This window comes from Enterococcus sp. RIT-PI-f (assembly GCF_001297065.1).
Taxonomy (GTDB): domain Bacteria; phylum Bacillota; class Bacilli; order Lactobacillales; family Enterococcaceae; genus Enterococcus_D.
Genome location: NZ_LHOX01000018.1, coordinates 169489 through 189761, shown reverse-complemented (window position 1 = coordinate 189761; position 20273 = coordinate 169489). Strand labels below are relative to the sequence as shown.

General features: G+C 43.3%; 15 protein-coding genes. 1 reads left to right on the top strand and 14 read right to left on the bottom strand.

Going from position 1 to position 20273, the window contains the following annotated elements:
* Positions 1–31: 31 nt before the first annotated feature.
* From AEQ18_RS12060 to parE, 5 genes are all read right to left on the bottom strand, one after another.
* Positions 32–961, bottom strand: a complete 930-nt coding sequence (locus AEQ18_RS12060) for a manganese-dependent inorganic pyrophosphatase (RefSeq protein WP_054116585.1) — start codon at positions 959–961, stop codon at positions 32–34.
* A 154-nt stretch (positions 962–1115) separates the two neighbouring features.
* The gene (pflA, locus tag AEQ18_RS12055; RefSeq protein WP_054116584.1) at positions 1116–1871 is read right to left on the bottom strand and encodes a pyruvate formate-lyase-activating protein; all 756 of its coding nucleotides are present in this window, start codon (positions 1869–1871) and stop codon (positions 1116–1118) included.
* 96 nt (positions 1872–1967) lie between these two features.
* Positions 1968–4196, bottom strand: a complete 2229-nt coding sequence (pflB, locus tag AEQ18_RS12050; protein ID WP_054116583.1) for a formate C-acetyltransferase — start codon at positions 4194–4196, stop codon at positions 1968–1970.
* A gap of 268 nt (positions 4197–4464) precedes the next feature.
* On the bottom strand, positions 4465–6927 hold the full coding sequence (gene parC, locus AEQ18_RS12045) for a DNA topoisomerase IV subunit A (protein WP_054116582.1): 2463 nt from the start codon (positions 6925–6927) through the stop codon (positions 4465–4467).
* Positions 6928–6938: 11 nt separating this feature from the next.
* The gene (parE, locus tag AEQ18_RS12040) at positions 6939–8966 is read right to left on the bottom strand and encodes a DNA topoisomerase IV subunit B (RefSeq protein ID WP_054116581.1); all 2028 of its coding nucleotides are present in this window, start codon (positions 8964–8966) and stop codon (positions 6939–6941) included.
* A gap of 250 nt (positions 8967–9216) precedes the next feature.
* On the opposite strand from parE, the gene plsY reads away from it, so the two are divergent.
* Entirely contained in the window at positions 9217–9843 is a 627-nt protein-coding gene (plsY, locus tag AEQ18_RS12035) for a glycerol-3-phosphate 1-O-acyltransferase PlsY (RefSeq protein ID WP_054116580.1), read from the top strand.
* A gap of 45 nt (positions 9844–9888) precedes the next feature.
* Here plsY and AEQ18_RS12030 read toward each other — a convergent pair whose 3' ends face one another.
* The 9 genes from AEQ18_RS12030 to topA form a co-directional block, all read right to left on the bottom strand.
* Positions 9889–10764, bottom strand: a complete 876-nt coding sequence (locus AEQ18_RS12030) for an aldose 1-epimerase family protein (protein ID WP_054116579.1) — start codon at positions 10762–10764, stop codon at positions 9889–9891.
* Between the two features lie 11 nt (positions 10765–10775).
* Positions 10776–11567: a GTP-sensing pleiotropic transcriptional regulator CodY gene (gene codY / locus AEQ18_RS12025; RefSeq protein WP_054116578.1), complete on the bottom strand. Its 792-nt coding sequence runs from the start codon at positions 11565–11567 to the stop codon at positions 10776–10778.
* Positions 11568–11580: 13 nt separating this feature from the next.
* Positions 11581–12978, bottom strand: a complete 1398-nt coding sequence (hslU, locus tag AEQ18_RS12020) for an ATP-dependent protease ATPase subunit HslU (RefSeq protein ID WP_054116577.1) — start codon at positions 12976–12978, stop codon at positions 11581–11583.
* A gap of 13 nt (positions 12979–12991) precedes the next feature.
* Positions 12992–13534: an HslVU peptidase proteolytic subunit gene (gene hslV, locus AEQ18_RS12015; RefSeq protein ID WP_054116576.1), complete on the bottom strand. Its 543-nt coding sequence runs from the start codon at positions 13532–13534 to the stop codon at positions 12992–12994.
* A 21-nt stretch (positions 13535–13555) separates the two neighbouring features.
* Positions 13556–14455 carry a tyrosine recombinase XerC gene (gene xerC / locus AEQ18_RS12010; protein ID WP_054116575.1) on the bottom strand — a complete coding sequence of 300 codons (900 nt, stop codon included), beginning with the start codon at positions 14453–14455 and terminating at the stop codon, positions 13556–13558.
* A 216-nt stretch (positions 14456–14671) separates the two neighbouring features.
* Positions 14672–16105, bottom strand: a complete 1434-nt coding sequence (locus tag AEQ18_RS12005) for a flotillin family protein (protein ID WP_054116574.1) — start codon at positions 16103–16105, stop codon at positions 14672–14674.
* Positions 16106–16118: 13 nt separating this feature from the next.
* Positions 16119–16520, bottom strand: a complete 402-nt coding sequence (locus AEQ18_RS12000) for an NfeD family protein (RefSeq protein ID WP_054116837.1) — start codon at positions 16518–16520, stop codon at positions 16119–16121.
* Between the two features lie 135 nt (positions 16521–16655).
* On the bottom strand, positions 16656–17960 hold the full coding sequence (gene trmFO, locus AEQ18_RS11995) for an FADH(2)-oxidizing methylenetetrahydrofolate--tRNA-(uracil(54)-C(5))-methyltransferase TrmFO (protein WP_054116573.1): 1305 nt from the start codon (positions 17958–17960) through the stop codon (positions 16656–16658).
* A gap of 129 nt (positions 17961–18089) precedes the next feature.
* Positions 18090–20168 (bottom strand): type I DNA topoisomerase, encoded by a 2079-nt coding sequence (topA, locus tag AEQ18_RS11990; RefSeq protein WP_054116572.1) that lies wholly within the window; start codon positions 20166–20168, stop codon positions 18090–18092.
* Positions 20169–20273: the final 105 nt, after the last annotated feature.

Sequence of the window (20273 nt, the reverse complement as noted above, 5' to 3'; positions counted from 1 at the left end):
AACTGCCAGTCTATTTAGATCTACCTATTGATTACAGGCCGAATTGTTCTGTTAATTGCGGCACGATTTGTTTCTTCCGTGACACGACGCCTGGTAAAAATGCACGATGGTTTTGCAACGTGATATGGAAGGCTGCTTCAACAGGGGCAATTGGTTCACCCACAACCAAAAGTTCAGAATTGCTGTCTAAGATATCTGTGGCAGCCAACAAGAATAAATCATAGCCTTCGCGAAGAATTGCTGCCTGCATCGCTGCTTCCAACTCTGCCTGACGGTCAAATACTTCTTGCAAGTCTACAGTGTTGACTTGCGCGATCCGCACATTTTTGTCACCCATTGGGAAACTTTTTGCATCAAGAGCTAATAATTCTTCTGCTGTTTTGGTTTTCAAGTTCGTTCCAGCTTTCAGCATATCTAAACCATACGTGTTTAAATCAACACCTGCGATAACAGCAAGTTCTTTTGCTGCAGCGATATCTTCTTCGGTACATGTTGGTGATTTAAATAATAGGGTATCTGAGATGATCGCTGACAACATGATCCCTGCGATAGGTGCTTTGATTTCTACTTGATGTTCTTTGTACATTTTAAAGATGATCGTACTCGTACAACCAACAGGCTCTGCGCGATAGTATAATGGATTGGCTGTTTCAAAATTAGCGATACGGTGATGATCGACAACAGCTAACACTGTCAGATCTTTAATATCAGACACGCTTTGTTGACTTTCGTTATGATCCACTAACATGACCTCAGCTGTTTCATTGGCTGCTGTTTGGATGACACGGGGTGCAGGTAGTTTGAATGTATCTAGTCCAAACTGGGTTTCTTCATTGGGCGTACCTAAAGCAACGGCCTCAGTATCTTTCCCTAACTCTTTTTGTAATCCAGCAAAAGCAATCGCTGCGCCAATTGCATCTGTATCCGGGTTTTGATGACCAAAAACCAATATTTTCGACATAGTAATCATCGCTCCTATTTCATTTGATATTCACTGTTTAATGATAGCAAAAATACAAAAAGAATCAATAGCTATCTGCCGTTATCTCTGTCAGGAATCAAAAAAGACACAAGCATTCTGTTGCACATCAGAATGGCTGTGTCATAGCGATCGATTAGCGTGTCAAATATCCTTTGTAATCATTCACATGCAGTAGTGCTTTGGCATTCTTTACCCGTTCCTCTGTAGGCGGTTGGATACCATCTAAAGGATATTTCAATCCCATTTCATCCCATTTGTATTTGCCCATTGTGTGATACGGCAAAATCTCGACTTTATCGACATTATTCAACGTTTTGATAAAGGTATCTAATCGAATCAAAAAGTCATCATAATCGCTCCTGAACGGAACCAATACATGACGGATCCAGACTGGCTTATTGATTTCTGATAAATAATTCGCCATATCCAAAATATTGTCATTTGATTGCGTCGTCAATTCTTTATGGGCTTTATTGTCAATGTGTTTGATGTCAAAAAGCAGCAAATCTGTCACGGTCATCAGCTCTTGAAATTTACTAAAGAAAGGTTCTTCACGGGTGAAGGGCTTGCCGCATGTATCTAGCGTAGTGCTGACCCCAGCTTCTTTCGCTTTACGGAACAGATCAATCAAAAAGTCTAATTGCAGCAACGGCTCCCCGCCACTGATCGTGATACCGCCTTTTTGCCCCCAAAATTCACGATACTTCAACGCTTCTTCTAAGACATCGTCCGTGGTACGTTCCACACCGCTGCCAATTTTCCAAGTATCTGGGTTGTGACAAAATTGACAACGCATCCGACATCCTTGCATGAATACAATAAAGCGGATCCCAGGTCCATCGACGGAGCCAAAACTTTCTGTTGAATGTACTTGTCCTGTTACAGCCATAATGCTCTTCCTTTCTATCTATCAACGAACTGAAGGTTCGATAAAATATGAAGCAGGCGCCGGAGGTTCCCCTGCCGCCGCCTGTCTCATCAACTATTACATTGCGTCATGCATGGTACGTGCGATCACATCGTCTTGTTGTTCTTTCGTCAACTTGATGAAGTTTACCGCGTATCCTGATACACGAATCGTCAATTGTGGGTATTTTTCTGGATGTGCTTGCGCATCTAACAATGTGTCACGGTTGAAGACGTTGATATTCAAATGGTGACCGCCTTTAGCTGCATAACCGTCTAACATGGTTGCTAAGTTTTCTTGTTGCGTATCGTCATCGCGGCCAAGTGCTTTTGGTACGATGGAGAATGTATTTGAAATACCATCTAATGAATACTCATATGGCAATTTGGCAACAGAAGAAAGACTCGCTAACGCGCCATGTGTATCACGCCCGTGCATAGGGTTGGCACCTGGAGCAAATGGTGCGCCTGCACGACGTCCATCCGGTGTGTTCCCTGTTTTCTTGCCGTATACAACGTTTGATGTGATAGTCAAGATAGACGTTGTATGTTTAGAATCACGGTAAGTTTTCGTACGTTTTACTTTCTTCATGAAGGCTTTCAATAAATGGATCGCAATGTCGTCTACGCGGTCGTCATTATTGCCGTATTTAGGATAGTCGCCTTCGATTTCATAATCTTCTACGATACCATTTTCGTCACGTACAGTGCGTACTTTAGCGAATTTGATTGCAGACAATGAGTCGACTGCTACGGAGAAGCCAGCGATACCAGTTGCCATCGTGCGTAAGATATCCGTATCTTGTAACGCCATTTCAATTCTTTCATAAGAATATTTATCATGCATGTAATGGATGATGTTCAGTGTATTGACATACAGGCCACAGATCCAGTCCATCATTGTGTCATATTTTTCCATGACTTCATTGTAATCTAAATACTCAGAAGTGATTGGTTGTAATTTTGGTCCAACTTGCGCTTTTGATTTTTCATCGACGCCACCGTTGATTGCGTATAACAAAGTTTTCGCAAGGTTGGCACGGGCGCCAAAGAATTGCATTTGTTTCCCGATGCGCATCGCAGATACACAACATGCGATACCATAGTCATCGCCCCAATGGCCGCGCATCACATCATCATTTTCATATTGGATCGCTGACGTTTGGATCGACATTTTGGCACAGAATGTTTTGAAGTTATGTGGCAAACGTGTTGACCATAATACCGTCAAGTTTGGTTCTGGCGCTGGGCCTAAGTTGGCTAATGTATGCAAGAAACGGAAGCTGTTTTTGGTCACCATGTGGCGGCCATCTTCACCCATCCCTGCGATCGATTCTGTGACCCAAGTTGGATCACCAGAGAACAATGCGTTGTAATCAGGCGTCCGGGCAAATTTCACCAAACGCAATTTCATCACAAAATGATCCACGATCTCTTGTGCTTCGACTTCAGTGATCACACCATTTTTCAAGTCGCGCTCTACATAGATATCTAAGAACGTTGAGGTACGGCCTAATGACATAGCGGCACCATTTTGCTCTTTGATCGCTGCTAAGTAACCAAGGTATAACCATTGGAATGCTTCTTTAGCAGTTTGGGCTGGTTGAGAAATATCGAAGCCGTAGATCGTGCCTAGTTCTTTCAATTCAGTCAGCGCCCGTAATTGTTCGCCTAGTTCTTCACGTTGGCGGATAATGTCATCTGACATTGTGCCATTGCCGCAATACAGCAGGTCTTGTTGTTTTTCTTTGATCAAGAAGTCGATTCCGTAAAGGGCAACGCGACGGTAGTCACCGATGATCCGGCCGCGGCCATATGCATCAGGCAAACCTGTGATAACGCCCGAACGGCGTGCTGCTCTGATTTCTGGTGTATAGGCATCAAATACCCCTTGGTTATGGGTTTTACGGTAATCACGGAAGATATGTGATACTTCAGCATCGATTTCATATCCGTAGGATTCAGCTGCTTGTTCTGACATGCGAATGCCGCCGAAAGGCTGCAAGCTGCGTTTGAAAGGTTTTTCCGTTTGGAAACCAACGACTGTTTCCAAGTCTTTGTTCAAATAGCCCGGACCATGAGAAGTGATCGTTGAAACCACTTTTGTATCCATGTCCAAAACGCCGCCAGCATCACGTTCTTGTTTATTCAAGTCCATGACTTGATCCCAAAGTTTCGTTGTTGCTTCTGTTGCGTCAGCTAAAAATTCATCTGTTCCGTCATAAGGTGTGTAATTTTCTTGGATAAAGTCACGTACATTGACTTCTTCTTTCCAAGTTTTTCCTTTAAATCCATTCCATTGTTCCATCTGATGGACCTCCTTAAATTTTCTGTTCACTACTGTAACAGCTTTACGTGAACAGTATAACACAAGCGCTTTCGAATGCAAGTGTTTTCAAGATTATTTTTTAACAAATTAGGATAATTTAATCTAAAATACGATACAACAGTTGATAAAACAGCTTTTATTGAATGTGAAAATATTATTAAAGTATGTTTTTCGAAAATGTGAAAGATATATTATGACAAAAAAACAGCCAATCTGTATTGGTACAGATTGGCTGTTTTAGCTTAAATTATACTACAGGATTGTCCACGATCTCGGGGCTGATCACAGCACGGACGTCGTACACCTGTCCGCCATTTTTTTCATCTGTCACAAAGGAACCATTCGATGTGCGATCATTGATCGGAATTTGTTCCGTTTCGATCTCAACCGTCTGGCCTTTCTGATTCGTGATCTGGAGCGTAGTATGCTCACCAGGCCCCATATACACGATCCGATGCGGATTTTTCTTCAATTCTCTTAATACCATCAGCCCACGCTTCGCTCTGCCTAACTGGGTGATTTCTTGGGCTAGCATACGCTTGGCACCGCCCCGCTGCGTGATGATCACCACCGGTGTATCCCCTTCAGAGTAGACCACCAAACCATTCACGATAAAATCTTCGTCTTTGAGGTTCATCGCCTTGACTCCGGCTGCTTTCGGACCAACTACAGGCACTTCTGTCAATGGATAGCGTAAGCCGAAAGCTCTTTGGCTGACTAAGAAAATATCCATCGGTTCATTTTGATCGACAAGAAAGACATTCAGTAATTCATCTGCTTCATCTTTTAACTTCATAATGGTCAAAGGCCGTGTCTTATACGTACGCCATGGCTCAAACTCGGTCATACGCGACTGTTTGATCATCCCTTTCTTGCTGATCAGAACAAAGTTCTTCATTGGATCAAGCACTTTATAGGCGAACACACCGATGATCAGTTCATCTTGCGCCAAGGTTAAGACATTTTGAGAAATGTGCTCCCCAAGGTCTTTCCATTTCAAATCAGCTAATTCATGCACCGGACGGTAAATGACGTTGCCTTTATTGGTGACCAATAATAAGTGATCTAATGTGTTCAATTGATGGCTGTATAAAAGAGCATCTCCCTCTTTCATTCCAACTTCTTCAGGTTTCGATGCCCCGTAGGAGCGCAAACTGCTGCGTTTGATATACCCATCTTTTGTCACAGTCACAACGACTTCTTCTTGTGCCACTAAAACTTGCGTTTCGATTTTGATTTCTTCGATTTCGGCTTCGATCTCTGTCATCCGGTCAGAAGGATATTTCTTTTTGATCTCTTTCAATTCTTTTTTGATCACCTTCAGCAGTTCGCTTTCTTCATCCAGGATCTTCGTTAAGCGGGCGATCGTTTCTGCCAATTCTTTGGCTTCGGCTTGCAGTTGTGTGATATCGGTATTGGTCAAACGATACAATTGCAAGTTCACGATAGCTTCGGCTTGCTCTTCGGTAAAACCATGCTGCACGATCAAATTATTCTTCGCGTCTTTCTTATCCTTGCTTCCGCGAATCGTTGCGATCACTTCATCTAGGATCGACAATGCTTTCATCAATCCATCGACGATATGCTGACGTTTTTGGGCTTTTTGCAACTCAAAGCGGCTGCGCTTTTCGATCACTTCGCGTCGGTGTTTGACATAACTTTCAAGGATCCGTTTCAGGCCCACTTGTTTGGGCCGCATCTCATCAATAGCAACCATATTAAAATTGTAATTGATTTGCAACTCAGTATTTTTGAACAAATAGTTCAAGATACCTTGGGCATTGGCTTCTTTCTTTAATTCAACAACGATCTGCAAGCCGGTACGATCGGTTTCATCTCTGACTTCTGCAATACCGTCAATCCGTTTGTTCAAGCGGATCTCATCCATCTTTTTGACTAGATTCGCCTTATTGACCTCATAGGGGATCTCGTTGATGACGATTTGCTGCTTGCCGCCTTTGATGTCTTCAATCCGTGTTTTAGATCGTAGGATCACTTTGCCACGACCAGTTTCATAGGCTTTTTTGATTTCTTCTTTCCCTTGCAAGATCCCTCCTGTAGGAAAATCGGGGCCTGGGATATAGTGCATCAATTGGTCAAGTGTGGCATTGGGGTGATCGATCAGATAAATTGTTCCATCGATGATCTCTCCTAAATTATGTGTTGGGATCTCAGTTGCGTATCCGGCGGAGATCCCAGTGGAGCCATTGACCAACAAGTTTGGATATTTTGCAGGTAAAACGGTGGGCTCTTTTTCGGTATCATCAAAGTTCCAAACCAATTCAACCGTTTCTTTTTCAATATCTTTGAGCAACTCACCGCTCAGCTCGGATAAACGGGCTTCCGTATAACGCATTGCAGCTGGCGGGTCACCATCCATACTCCCATTGTTCCCATGCATTTCAATCAACACTTGTCGAAGTTTCCAGTCTTGACTCATGCGGACCATGGCATCATAAATACTTGAATCGCCGTGAGGATGGAAATTCCCCATAATGTTCCCCACAGATTTTGCTGATTTGCGGAACCCTTTGTCATAAGTATTGCCATCTTGGTTCATCGCAAATAAGATGCGTCGCTGGACGGGTTTTAACCCATCACGAATATCCGGCAATGCCCGCTCTTGAATAATATATTTTGAGTAGCGGCCAAAGCGATCTCCCATCACTTCTTCTAACGTTAATTCTTGAATATTGTTCTTGTGTTCCAAGAGATCACCTCCTAATCCATTGTCAAGCGTCGATCTTCAGCTTGTTCGGTATCTGTTAATTTTTCGTCTACTAATTCAGGGACTGTATCTTCTTTTTTGTCTAAAATACTGCCATCTTCTTCTAAACTGAACTGTACATGGCTTTCGATCCATTTACGTCGCGGCTCCACTTTGTCACCCATTAATGTCGTCACTCGACGTTCTGCTTGGGCTGCATCATCGATTCTCACTCGGATCAAAGTGCGGGTATCAGGGTCCATCGTGGTTTCCCATAGCTGATCCGCATTCATTTCCCCAAGTCCTTTATAGCGCTGCAGCATGTATCCTTTACCGATCTTCTTCGTCAATTGACTCAATTCTTCGTCCGTCCACGCATATTCCAAGATTGATTTTTTACCGGTACCTTTAGATATTTTATACAATGGCGGCAAAGCAATATACACTTTACCTGCTTCGATCAGTGGTTTCATATAACGGTAAAAGAAGGTCAACAATAAGACTTGGATATGGGCACCATCGGTATCCGCATCGGTCATGATAATGACTTTATCATAATTGCAGTCTTCGATTGAAAATTCAGGCCCGACGCCAGCACCGATGGTATAGATCATAGTATTGATTTCTTCGTTTTTTAGAATGTCTTGCATTTTGGCTTTTTCGGTATTAATGACTTTTCCTCGTAATGGCAAAATGGCCTGGAATTTCCGATCACGGCCTTGCTTGGCTGAACCACCAGCAGAATCTCCTTCGACAAGGTACAATTCATTTCGCTTCGGATTTCTAGATTGTGCCGGTGTCAACTTGCCTGACAATAAGGATTCGCCTTTTTTGCGTTTCTTACCAGTCCGGCTTTCTTCCCGCGCTTTACGGGCTGCCTCTCGTGCTTCTCGGGCTTTGATGGCTTTTCGCACCAGCATTTGACTCATTTCACTATTTTCTTGCAAATAGTAGCCCAATTGTTCACCGATCACGGCATCTACCGCATTTCGTGCCAAAGGTGTGCCTAATTTGCCTTTCGTCTGTCCTTCAAACTGCAGTAAGTTTTCAGGCACCCGAATAGACAAAACAGCTGCTAGCCCCTCACGGAAGTCGCTGCCTTCTAAATTTTTATCTTTTTCTTTCAGCAAATTGACCTTGCGGGCGTATTCATTGAAAGCTTTGGTCATTGACGTTTTCATCCCAACTTCATGCGTCCCGCCATCTCTTGTACGCACGTTGTTGACAAAAGATAAGACATTTTCAGAATAGCCGTCATTGTATTGAAAAGCCAATTCTACTTCAATGGCTTCTTTCGTGCCGGAGAAATAAACAACTGGTGTCAAGGTATCTTTTTCTTCATTCAAATAATCTACAAACTCTTTGATTCCATCTTCATATAAAAAGACTTCTGTCAGAGGTTCTTCTCCACGCTGATCAGTCAAGGAGATCTTGACGCCTTTTAGTAAAAAAGCAGATTCTCTCAAACGTTCAGCCAATGTTTCATACGAGAACTTTGTGACTGTAAAAATCGTGTCATCTGGTTTGAAGGTGACTGTGGTTCCTGTGGGTTTACGTGTCTTTCCGACTTTTTTTAATGTCCCTACTGGATGTCCGCCATCTTTGAATGCTGCTTGGTATTCCACACCATCTCTTACGATCGTCACAGATAAGTGGCTGGAGAGTGCATTGACAACACTGGCACCTACCCCGTGCAGCCCGCCGGAGGTTTTGTATCCTCCTTGACCGAATTTCCCGCCTGCATGCAAGACAGTGAAAATAACTTGAACAGTAGGTATCCCAGATGCATGCATCCCGACTGGCATGCCGCGTCCATTGTCACGGACACTGATGCTGTTGTCTTGATGGATCGTCACATCAATTTCATTGCCGTACCCTGAAAGGGCTTCGTCGACGGCATTATCAACGATTTCATAGACGAGATGATGTAGACCACGACCATCAGTTGAGCCGATATACATCCCTGGTCTTTTTCTTACTGCCTCCAAGCCCTCTAAGACTTGAATGGAGGCGTCGTTATATTCTGTGGTTTTCTTTCCCAAAGCCACCGCTCCTTTAATCTTGTTCAGTCCCTTTTTGTTGAGAGAAAAGACCGCAAAAAAAATCTTAACATACTATTTGCTTTTTTCAAGCGAACATTTTTCTAAATCATCTTATCCTTTTTTTCCCATTTAGACAAGTTTGTCTGCGATTGAACCACAAGTGCGAAATCACTTCCCCCAGTTTTTCTTATTGTTGGATAGGCCATTTCATGCTAAAATTGCCCTAGTCCTAAAAAGAAAGTTGGTTATTATGAAAACGATTCTATTATTCGTTGTTGCTTATCTATTAGGTTCCATTCCATCAGGCGTATGGATTGGCCAATTGTTTTTCAAAAAAGATATTCGCCAGTTTGGCAGCGGCAATACTGGCACCACCAATACATTTCGTGTCTTAGGTAAAAAAGCCGGGATCACCGTATTGGCTATGGATATTTTGAAAGGAACCCTTGCTACTTGCTTACCCGTGATTTTTCATATTGAAGGAATCAATCCCCTTTGGTTTGGTGTTTGTGCAATTATAGGTCATACCTTTCCGATTTTTGCCAAATTCAAGGGCGGCAAAGCGGTCGCTACGAGTGCCGGTATGCTCTTGGGCTTCAACCCGATTTTCTTTTTGTATTCGTCATTGATTTTTGTGATCTGTCTTTATGTAACGAGTATGGTCAGCTTGACCAGTATGATCGCTGCGTGCTTGATCACGCTATCCACAATTGTGGTGCCTTTCGTCGCACCTGTCATCTTACCTGAACAAAACTGGTTATTGACTTTCATCGCCGCGGGGGTAACGATCTTCATCTTTATCCGTCATCGTGAGAATATCACACGCATCAAAAATGGTACGGAAAGCCGCGTGCCTTTTGGTTTAAACAAACAATAGCAGAAGCTGAGAAAAAGCCTAATGCGCTTTTCTCAGCTTCTTTTTTTATTTGACTGTGATCGAATATTTCGTGGCAAAATCAGTAGCCGGAGGCAAAGATTGAATTCCTGCCTTCTCCTTCAACTCACCGGTACTTGCTAAGGTATCTGCGATTCCACACCATGGTTCGATGCATAAAAATGGTGATTCTACCGGATACGTCGACCAAAAACCAACATAAGGCATTTGATTATAGCTTACTGTCACGCTATGGGGTGATTTTTCGCTGCGGATCGAAAAAGACTGCAGCCCTTTTGTTTCAAAAATAAGGGCATCTTGTTCAAACATCTCATGTGTCAGGCTGAGATCCGTATTGGTCTGACCTAACGTGCGTTGTTCATAGTCGATGTAGTTGCCCTTAAGCGGCAATTTGACCCGCGATTTTCGCGGAGAAAACGTCAAATAGTAATCCTCAAAGGTCAACCCTTTTGCTAACGGAACATTGAAGGCAGGATGACCGCCTATCGAAAAGAACATATCTTTTTGACCGGTATTTTTGACATTGTATTTGACTACTAGGCCATCTCCACCTAGTTCGTAACTTACTTGCAATTGGAAATCAAAAGGATAGACAGCTCGTGTCGCTGCTGAACTTTCTAACTGGAACAGGACGAAATCATCACGCTGATCAATCACTTCAAAAGCCATATCACGAGCAAAACCATGACGAGGCAAGTGATAGGTTTCCCCCTCATAGACGTACGTATCGTCTTTTAACGCGCCAACGATCGGAAATAAAATCGGTGCATGCTTGCCCCAATGATCCGGGTCCGCTTGCCAAATGTATTCTAATGCGATCGTGGTATCAAATAAGCTTTGCAGCTCTGCGCCTTTTTCTGCAATCGTTGCTTGCAGATGACCGGACGTGATGGTAACTGTCATCATCTCATCTCCTAATATTGATGTTTCGTCAATTCTTCTTTGAAACGACTGTTAAGCACTTTTAGATACGTCCCTTTCATGCCTAAAGAACGTGACTCAATAATACCTGCTGATTCTAATTTGCGCAAGGCATTGACGATCACTGAACGGGTAATACCAATACGGTCAGCGATACTAGATGCTGTCAAGCGACCTTCATCCCCTTCTAGGGCTTCAAAAATGGCTTGTACGGCTTTCAATTCACTATAAGACAATGTGTTGATCGCCATTTGAACAGCTGTTGTACTACGTACATCCGCCTCAATACTGCGAGATTTTTGATAAAGGAACTGCATACCAACGACTGTTGCACTATATTCAGACAAAACCAAATCATTGTCGTCAAAGGATTTATCGATCCTTGAAAGAATGATGGTTCCTAAGCGTTCACCGGCCCCATAGATGGGAACGACAGTGGTCAACCCATTCGGATACAGATCCCGTACTTCAATAGGGAATGCCGTCATATCGTCGCCAATTGGAATATTGGCTTCAGTTGACGTCAAATGATCCACCAACTCAGTGTAATTTTTGGGAAACTGTTTTTCCATAAACATTTTTTTGATGCGCTCATTGTTGACATCATGATTTTCAACAAAACCTAAGACGCTGCCGTCACTACTGATAATGTACGCATTGCTGTCGAGAATATTTCCTAGAATGACAGCCATTTTATCGTATGGCAAATCTGAAGCTAAATTAAAGGTATTTTTTTGTTGTAATAATTCGTTGATCTGTCTTGTCTTTTCTAATAATGTTTTCATTGGTTTGCTCCCTTTATAAAATATAGCGACTTAAGTCTTGGTCTTCTGCAATCGAGGCTAGTTTGTCTTCCACATAGGCTTCAGTGATGGTGATCTCACCCATTTGCATCTCTGAGGCTTCAAACAACAAATCTTCTAATAGTTTTTCTAAAATCGTATGCAAGCGTCGTGCCCCGATATTGTCTGTGTCACGATTGACTTGAAACGCGATTTCGGCAATCTTCTGGATCGCTTCTAAAGTAAAGGTGACTTTGACATTCTCAGTTGCCAACAATGCCACATACTGTTTCACCAGCGCATTGTTCGGCTCTGTCAAAATTTTGACGAAATCTTCCTTGGTCAAATCATCTAGTTCGACACGAATCGGAAAGCGTCCTTGCAGTTCGGGAATCAAATCACTTGGTTTTGACAAATGAAAAGCACCCGAGGCAATAAACAGAATATGATCGGTTTGCAAGGCCCCATATTTGGTATTGACTTGCGATCCTTCCACGATAGGTAAAATATCCCGTTGCACGCCTTCTCTGGATACTTCCCCAGATTGCTGTGATTTAGAGGTTACCTTGTCGATTTCATCCAGGAAAATAATACCGCTGGACTCAGCCAAACGTAGAGCTTCACTGTGGATATCCGCATCATTGACCAACTTAGATGATTCTTCTTGGATCAGCAATTCACGGGCTTCTTTGACTGTAACCGTCCGTTCGATTTTCTTTTGCGGTTTCAATGCACCAAGGGTTTCATTCAAATCGATCCCCATTTGCTCCAAGCCATTGTTCATAGCAGGTGCTTGATTCTTCGGTTCATCGACTTCGATGGTCACTTCACGATTGTCCAGCAGTCCTTTTTCCAACTGCTCAAAAATCGCTTGCCGATTGCTGCGGATCTCATCCGTCAATTCCTCTTTTGGTTCTTCTGGTTGTTGCGCACCATTGAACATGTTCATCATTTGTTCATATGGATTGCCTTGTTTTTTTTGTTCCTTTTTGATCCCAGGTACCAACACTTTGACCAAACGGCGGTTGGCTTTCTTTTCCGCTTGGATGCGGACATTCTTGTACTGGTCTTTTTTGACGATTTGAATCGCATTTTCAACTAGATCCCGTACCATCGATTCGACATCTCTTCCGACATACCCTACTTCTGTAAATTTGGTTGCTTCCAATTTCACAAAAGGTGCGTCGACGATTCGCGCCAAGCGACGCGCGATTTCCGTCTTGCCGACACCAGTTGGGCCAATCATCAAAATATTTTTTGGTGTCACATCTTGCTGCATTTTTTCGTCTAACTGCAACCGACGATAGCGATTGCGCAAAGCAACAGCCACAGATTTTTTGGCAGCGGTTTGACCTACGATATATTCATCTAACTCTTTCACGATCTCGCGTGGTGATTTATTCTGATTTGTCATCTTTCCACCTCATTTAAAACTCTTCAACAATAATGTTGTGATTGGTAAATACACAGATATCCGCAGCGATATTCAATGCGCCTTCAGCGATTTCTTTTGCTGACAAGTCCCCACCATACCGTTTCATGGCACGGGCAGCTGCTAAGGCATAATTTCCCCCTGACCCAATGGCCAAGATGCCTTCATCAGGGGTGATCACTTCCCCTGTTCCTGATACCAGAAGCATTTCCTTGTCATTCATGACGATCAGCATCGCCTCTAATTTTTGCATAGATTGCTGCGTACGCCATTCTTGGGCTAATTCAACGGCAGCTCGTTGCAAGTTCCCATTGTACTCATTTAATTTACCTTCAAATTTTTCTTCCAATGTAAAAGCATCTGCCACACTGCCGGCAAAGCCAACGATCACGTCGCCATTGTATATGCGACGGACTTTTTTTGCAGTGCCTTTCATGATTACTTGTTCGCCCATTGTTACTTGGCCATCTCCGGCCATGGCAAATTTGCCATCTTTTTCAACGCCGCAGATCGTGGTTGAATGAAATTCTGCTGTCATCTTGTCTTCCTCCTGTATCTGTTACGCCCGTGGATGAAACTGGCGATAATTTTTTTGCAAACTGTCTTTGGTGACATGTGCGTAGATTTGCGTTGTTGACAAATTGGCATGTCCCAGAAGTTCTTGAACTGTCCGCATGTCAGCGCCATGATTCAATAAATGCGTCGCAAACGTATGACGCAGCATATGCGGATGGATCTGACTGTCTAAACTGCTTTTTTGGATCACTTGATTCAAGACATATTCAATGCCTGTCGGTGTGATCCCATCGCCTAGGCGATTGATAAAAACGAATGGATGATCTTTGTGAAATTTGTCTGTCAAATACTGACGGCCGTCAGAAAGGTAGCGTTTGACGGCTTTTTGGGCATAACTGCCAAAAGGAACATAGCGATCCTTGTTGCCCTTTCCATGAATCAGCAACACGCCGCTTTCCCAATCGATATCTGGTATCGTTAAATTGCTGCACTCGCTGACCCGCAAGCCTGATCCATACAACACTTCCAGCAACGCCAGATTGCGTTGTTGGAGCGGCTCATCACCGGTCACACTCTCAAATAGCGCAGCCATCTCCTGTTCATAAAAAAAACGCGGTAATTTCGCATTCTTTTTTTTCATATGGACATACGCAAAAGGATTTTCTTTCACGACTTCATGTTTCGTCAGATAGTGATAAAACGACCGCAAGCTCGCCATTTTGCGGCTGATCGAATTACGGCTATAACCTTGTTCGTTGAGGTAACTCAAGTAGACCCTCACATCGCGATAATCGATCGTTAAGAATGCACTGTTGCCGGAATCTGCCAAAAACTGAAAAAAATTCTCCATGTCTTCTTGATAGGCTTTCTTCGTCTTCTCAGAATACCCTCTTTCGAAAATAAGATAACGAAAAAATTCATCTTGAAGTTGTTCTTCTTGCAAAACAATCCCTCATTCCGTGATTCAAAATAACTCTATCACAGCCAAAACAAAAAGACAAACGAATTGTCAGAATTTAACCAATATTTCAAAGTTCAGACATAATTGTGAAAATTTCTTAAGAATCTTCCAACAATTTTCAATGTTTTTCAACTTTTTCTCAACAAAAAAAGACTGCAAAAAGTGTCAGCAAGACACGTTTTTGCAGCCTCTGTCAGATTATTCGTTGATCGGTTCCGCTGTTTTGGCTTGAGGATGCGCAGAGAGGGCACCAACCAATTCTTTGTTGCCTTGTTTGGTTGACATCGTATCGTTGATCAAACCTACCAAATCTAAGCCAGTGGTTTCTTTGATCGTATCGAAGGTGCGGGCAAGACCGGCTTCTCCCATGCCATGAAGGCCATCATTGCCGCCAAAACTAACGACTTTATCAATATTGCTCAATGGTGCATTGACTTCTTTGGCGATTTCTGGCAAGACTTTGATGAATTCCATCAAAATACCTGCTTCGTTCAGCTTGGTCAATGCGACAGCCATCTTCTCGCGGCTTTCCGCTTCTGCTTGACCGACCTTGGCGATCCGGTCGGCATCTGCAGAACCTAATTTCTCGATACGTTCCGCTTCCGCTTGCGCAGCCAATTTGACTTTTTCCGCTTCTGCTTGGGCATGAGCGATTTCTTTGGCTTTATCAGCCAATGCATTTTGTTCTACCACATATTTGTCGGCTTCGGCTTTTTTCCGAACGGTGGCGTTTAATTCTTTCTCTGTTAATTCGGCTTGTTTCTCTTGGATCTCGATATTTTTTTCTTGTTCGATCAGTTGGACTTTCATCTTTTCACCGACAGCGATTTGTTCAGCCTTCGCATCAGCAACTTCGCGTTCTTGTTTGTATTGCGCTTGTTTTAAGGCCATTTCTTTCGTGGCTTCGGCAATCTCGGTTTGACGGCGAATCTCTTCATGCTGTGCCAACTGTTCATTTTCAGCTTGCTTGATCCGTGTTTCCCGCAAAGCATTTGATTCAGCAACTTCAGCATTTTTCTTCACGACTGCGATTTGTGGACGACCTAACGCATCCAAATACCCATTGGTATCCGACACATCTTTGATGGTAAAGGACACGATCTCCAATCCCATCTTTTTCAAGTCTGTTGAGGCCACCTCTTGGACTTGTTCCGCAAAATCATCGCGATTTTTATAAATGGCTTCTACAGTCATCGTACCCAAAATCGCGCGTAAATGTCCTTCTAACACTTCTTGGGCTTCATCTTCCAACTCTGCAGTCGATTTGCCTAAGTATTGTTCTGCTGCTGTTTTGATTGATTCTGTACTGTTGCCTACTTTGACTAAAACTGTAGCACTGGCTTTGATCGGTACACCTTGCTCCGTATACACTTCTGGTGTGCCAATTTCCAATTTATGGGTCAGCAAGCTTAATTTATGGGCTTTTTGGACGATTGGGATCACAAATGTCCCGCTGTTTTTCAAGATTTTGATTCCTTCTTTGCCCAAGAAAGACCCTGTAACGATCAATGCTTCATCGGGTTTGCCGATGCGATAACGAACCATTAAAAACGCTATCAGTAATACCAAGAAAATAATACCCCAGAAAATAGGATTACTTAAAAAATGTAACGCTGAACCTGAATCTACCATTCGAACACACTTCCTATTCTATAAAATGTTTGCTTTCAACCACCAACGCGATTCCTTTTTGATCAACCTCAACAATGATGACTTTTGTGCCAACGGGTAACAGCATATTATTGCTGCGGTCTTCCTCTCGATAGAGCCGAGCCGGATAGACCGAACGGGCTGTTTGGCTGCCGATTTCCATCACTTCACCCATAGACGGTCCTGCGATTTTTTCGGTCAATTCCCCAATCAAAAAGTCCGACTGACTGATGACGTTGCTGTTGTTTTTGTCTGTTATGCGATTATAAAACCACATCAACGGTGCCAGTATGATGCTGAATAGCAGAAAAACAACCAATAATCCGCCAATGATCAAAATCAGCCAACCCAAAAATTGAATGACTGTCGGAAATTGTGCGAGATATGTTTGAATCATCGAGAACCATTTTTCGGCCACTTTGCTCCCCGCCTTTCATTGTTACAAACTATCATAAGTCAACAAAAGAAAAGTTTCAAGACAAATTAAAAAAAAATCCTCTTACTAATTTAAAGTAAGAGAACTGTTGATTGCTCACAATAATTCGGTTTTGGCTGTTTCTAAAGCAGTCAATGCACGATTGGCCAACGCTTCATAGCGAGATTTCTTATCCCGGATCCGCTCTGGTAATTCAGGTAGCAAGCCGAAATTGGCATTCATTGGTTGGAAATGTTTGCCTTCTGCATGGGTGATATAGTAAGCCATGCTCCCGATCGCAGTTTCTTGCGGAAAGATGATTGGGTCTTCTTCTTTCGCTAATTTTGCTGCATTGATCCCAGCAATCAAACCACTGGCAGCACTCTCGACATACCCTTCGACCCCAGTCATTTGACCGGCAAAGAATAAGTCAGCTCTTTTTTTCGACTGATATGTTTGCTGCAGCAATTCAGGAGAATTCATAAAGCTGTTACGGTGCATGACGCCAAAACGCACGAATTCAGCTTCTTCTAAACCAGGAATCATGCGAAAAACGCGTTTTTGCTCGCCCCATTTTAAATGGGTTTGGAATCCGACGATATTATACAGTGAAGCTGCTGCGTTGTCTTGACGCAACTGGATCACCGCATAAGGTCGTTTGCCTGTCTTTGGATCTTCTAGGCCGACTGGTTTCATTGGACCAAACAGCATCGTTTTAGGCCCACGACCAGCCATAACTTCGATCGGCATACAGCCTTCAAAGAATTTTTCTTTTTCAAATGCTTTTAACGGTGCCACTTCTGCTTCAAGCAACGCTTCTCGAAAGGCATAAAACTCTTCTTTGGTCATCGGACAATTCAAATAAGCAGCTTCGCCCTTATCATAACGTGATTTAAGGTAAACTTTGTCCATATTGATCGTTGATTTATCTACGATTGGCGCTGCCGCATCATAAAAGTAGAATCCCTCTGATCCGTTGAAGGCTTGGATTGCTTGTGACAATGGTTCCGAGGTTAGCGGTCCTGTGGCGATCACAGTGATACCCTCTGGGATCTCAGTGATTTCTTCTTCAAATACCGTTACTAATGGATGTTCTTTGACACGTTTGGTCACAAGGGCGGAGAAATCGTCACGATCGACTGCCAATGCGCCTCCTGCAGGGACTGCAGTTTCGTCCGCCGATGTGATGATCACAGAGTTTAGACGACGCATCTCTTCTTTCAAGACGCCGACTGCATTGGTCAAATTATTGCCTCTCAACGAATTCGTACACACCAACTCAGCGAAATTATTGCTATGATGCGCTTCTGTTGTTTTTTTGGGACGCATTTCATATAGATTCACGGCTACGCCTGCTTCAGCAGCTTGCCAGGCAGCTTCACTTCCAGCCAGTCCGGCACCGATTACATTTATTTTTTTCATAGTCAGACTCCTTTTTTTCAGCATGTGGTTAGATAGATGCCAATCACCAGGCAACAGGAACGGCCCATCCGACTGGATCATCAGGGCGTGGGCACAAGATGATCCAGCGGAGTTGCCGTTGTGGTTGTCTTATTTTTGGACTTGCTCTTCGTAGTCGCCATTGATACAAACGACCTGTTTGCCGCCTTTGACTTTCTTTTCAACTAAGTAGTTGTCACATTTCGGACAATTGCGTCCGACAGGTTTATCCCAAGACGTAAAGTCGCATTCTGGATAACGGGTGCATCCATAGAATAAGCGATTTTTCTTTGATTTGCGCTCAACAACTTGTCCTTCGTGACAGACAGGACATTCGACACCGATTTCCTTGACGATTGGCTTGGTATTGCGACAATCAGGAAAATTGCTGCAGGCGTAAAACTTGCCATATCGGCCTAATTTGATGACCATCGGATGTCCGCATAGATCACAGTCAAAGCCAGCTGGTTCATCTTTGATTTGGATCTTTTCGATTTGTTCTTCAGCAGTAGTCAATTCCTTTTCGAAAGGACGATAAAATTGATCAACGACTTTGACCCATTCTTCTTTTCCAGCTTCTACACTATCCAAGCTATTTTCCATTTCTGCTGTAAAATGGGTATCAACGATCTGCGGGAAAAACTCTTCGATCAACGAGTTGACGATTTCCCCCAATTCCGTTGGTTCAAAGCGCTTTTGCGCCAACTTCACATAATATCTGCGTTGGATCGTTTCAAGTGTAGGAGCATAAGTTGAAGGACGTCCTACCCCATTTTCTTCCAGTGTTTTGATCAATGTCGCTTCACTGAAGCGGGCTGGCGGTTGTGTAAAGTGTTGTTTCGGTTCGATCGATACAGATTGGACAGTATCTCCCTCAACTAAGTCAGGCAAGATATTTTCTTTGTCTTCTTTGCCATCATCTCGGCCCTCAACATAGACTTGCATGAATCCTTTGAATTTGATCTTAGAGCCATTGGCGATAAAAATCGCGCCATTTTGGTCCAGCGTCACTTTCATGGTATCCAAGATCGCCGGCGTCATTTGACTAGCGACGAAACGCGCCCAAATCAAACGATATAGTTTCATTTGATCCTTATCCAAGAATTTTTCGAGACTCTCTGGCGTCCGCAAGACACTGGATGGACGAACCGCTTCATGGGCATCCTGCGCCCCTTGGGCATTGGCACGTTTTTTGCCGCCATGGGCAGAAAATTCCGTTCCATACGTGCTTTCAATGAATGCAGCCGCTTCAGCTTTTGCGGAATCGGCGATCCGTGTCGAATCCGTACGCATATAGGTGATCAACCCAACGGTTCCTTGCTTGCCTAGGGCAATGCCTTCATACAATTGCTGCGCGACCATCATGGTTTTTCTGGTACGGAAATTCAGTTTACGGGCTGCTTCTTGTTGCAGACTACTCGTCGTGAATGGCGCTGCAGGATTGCGCTTGCGCTCTTTCTTTTCAACTTTTGTCACTTGGAAATCTTTGCTTGTTAACCGTTCTGTCACTTCTTTGATGCTTTCTGCATTCGGCAATTTTTTCTTTTTGCCGTCTAATCCCCAGAAGTTGGCTTTAAATTTTTTGGTTGCTTTCTTGAAGTTGCCATCGATACTCCAATATTCTTCCGGTACAAAATCGCGAATTTCTTTTTCACGATCGATAATGATTTTTAGGGCAACAGATTGCACACGACCGGCACTCAAGCCTTTTTTGACTTTACGCCACAAAATCGGACTGAGAGAATAGCCGACTAGACGGTCTAAAATACGACGGGCTTGTTGGGCATCCACCAGATCCACATCAATGGTACGTGGTTCCTTGAAAGCTGCTTTGACTGCCTCTTTGGTGATCTCATTGAAGACCACGCGATTTTGATCTTTCAAATCTAGGCCCAATAAGAAAGCCAAATGCCAAGCAATGGCTTCCCCTTCTCTATCCGGGTCACTTGCGAGATAAACTTTTTCAGCTTTTTTAGCTGCTGAGCGCAAGCCTTTGATCACATCGCCTTTGCCGCGTATTGAAATATAATGGGGTTCATAATCATTTTCTACATCGATCCCCATTTTGCTTTTTGGTAAATCTCGAATATGTCCTACACTCGCAACAACTTTATAATTTCGTCCGAGGTATTTTTCTATGGTTTTCGCCTTCGCTGGCGATTCCACAATGACTAAATATTTGTATGCCATATAAAGAATGGCTCCTTCCTGGATTTTTCCTACTATATATATACCTTCAATCAATGAATCTATCATATGTTTAGCAAACATACAAATCGTAGCTTATCATAGCTT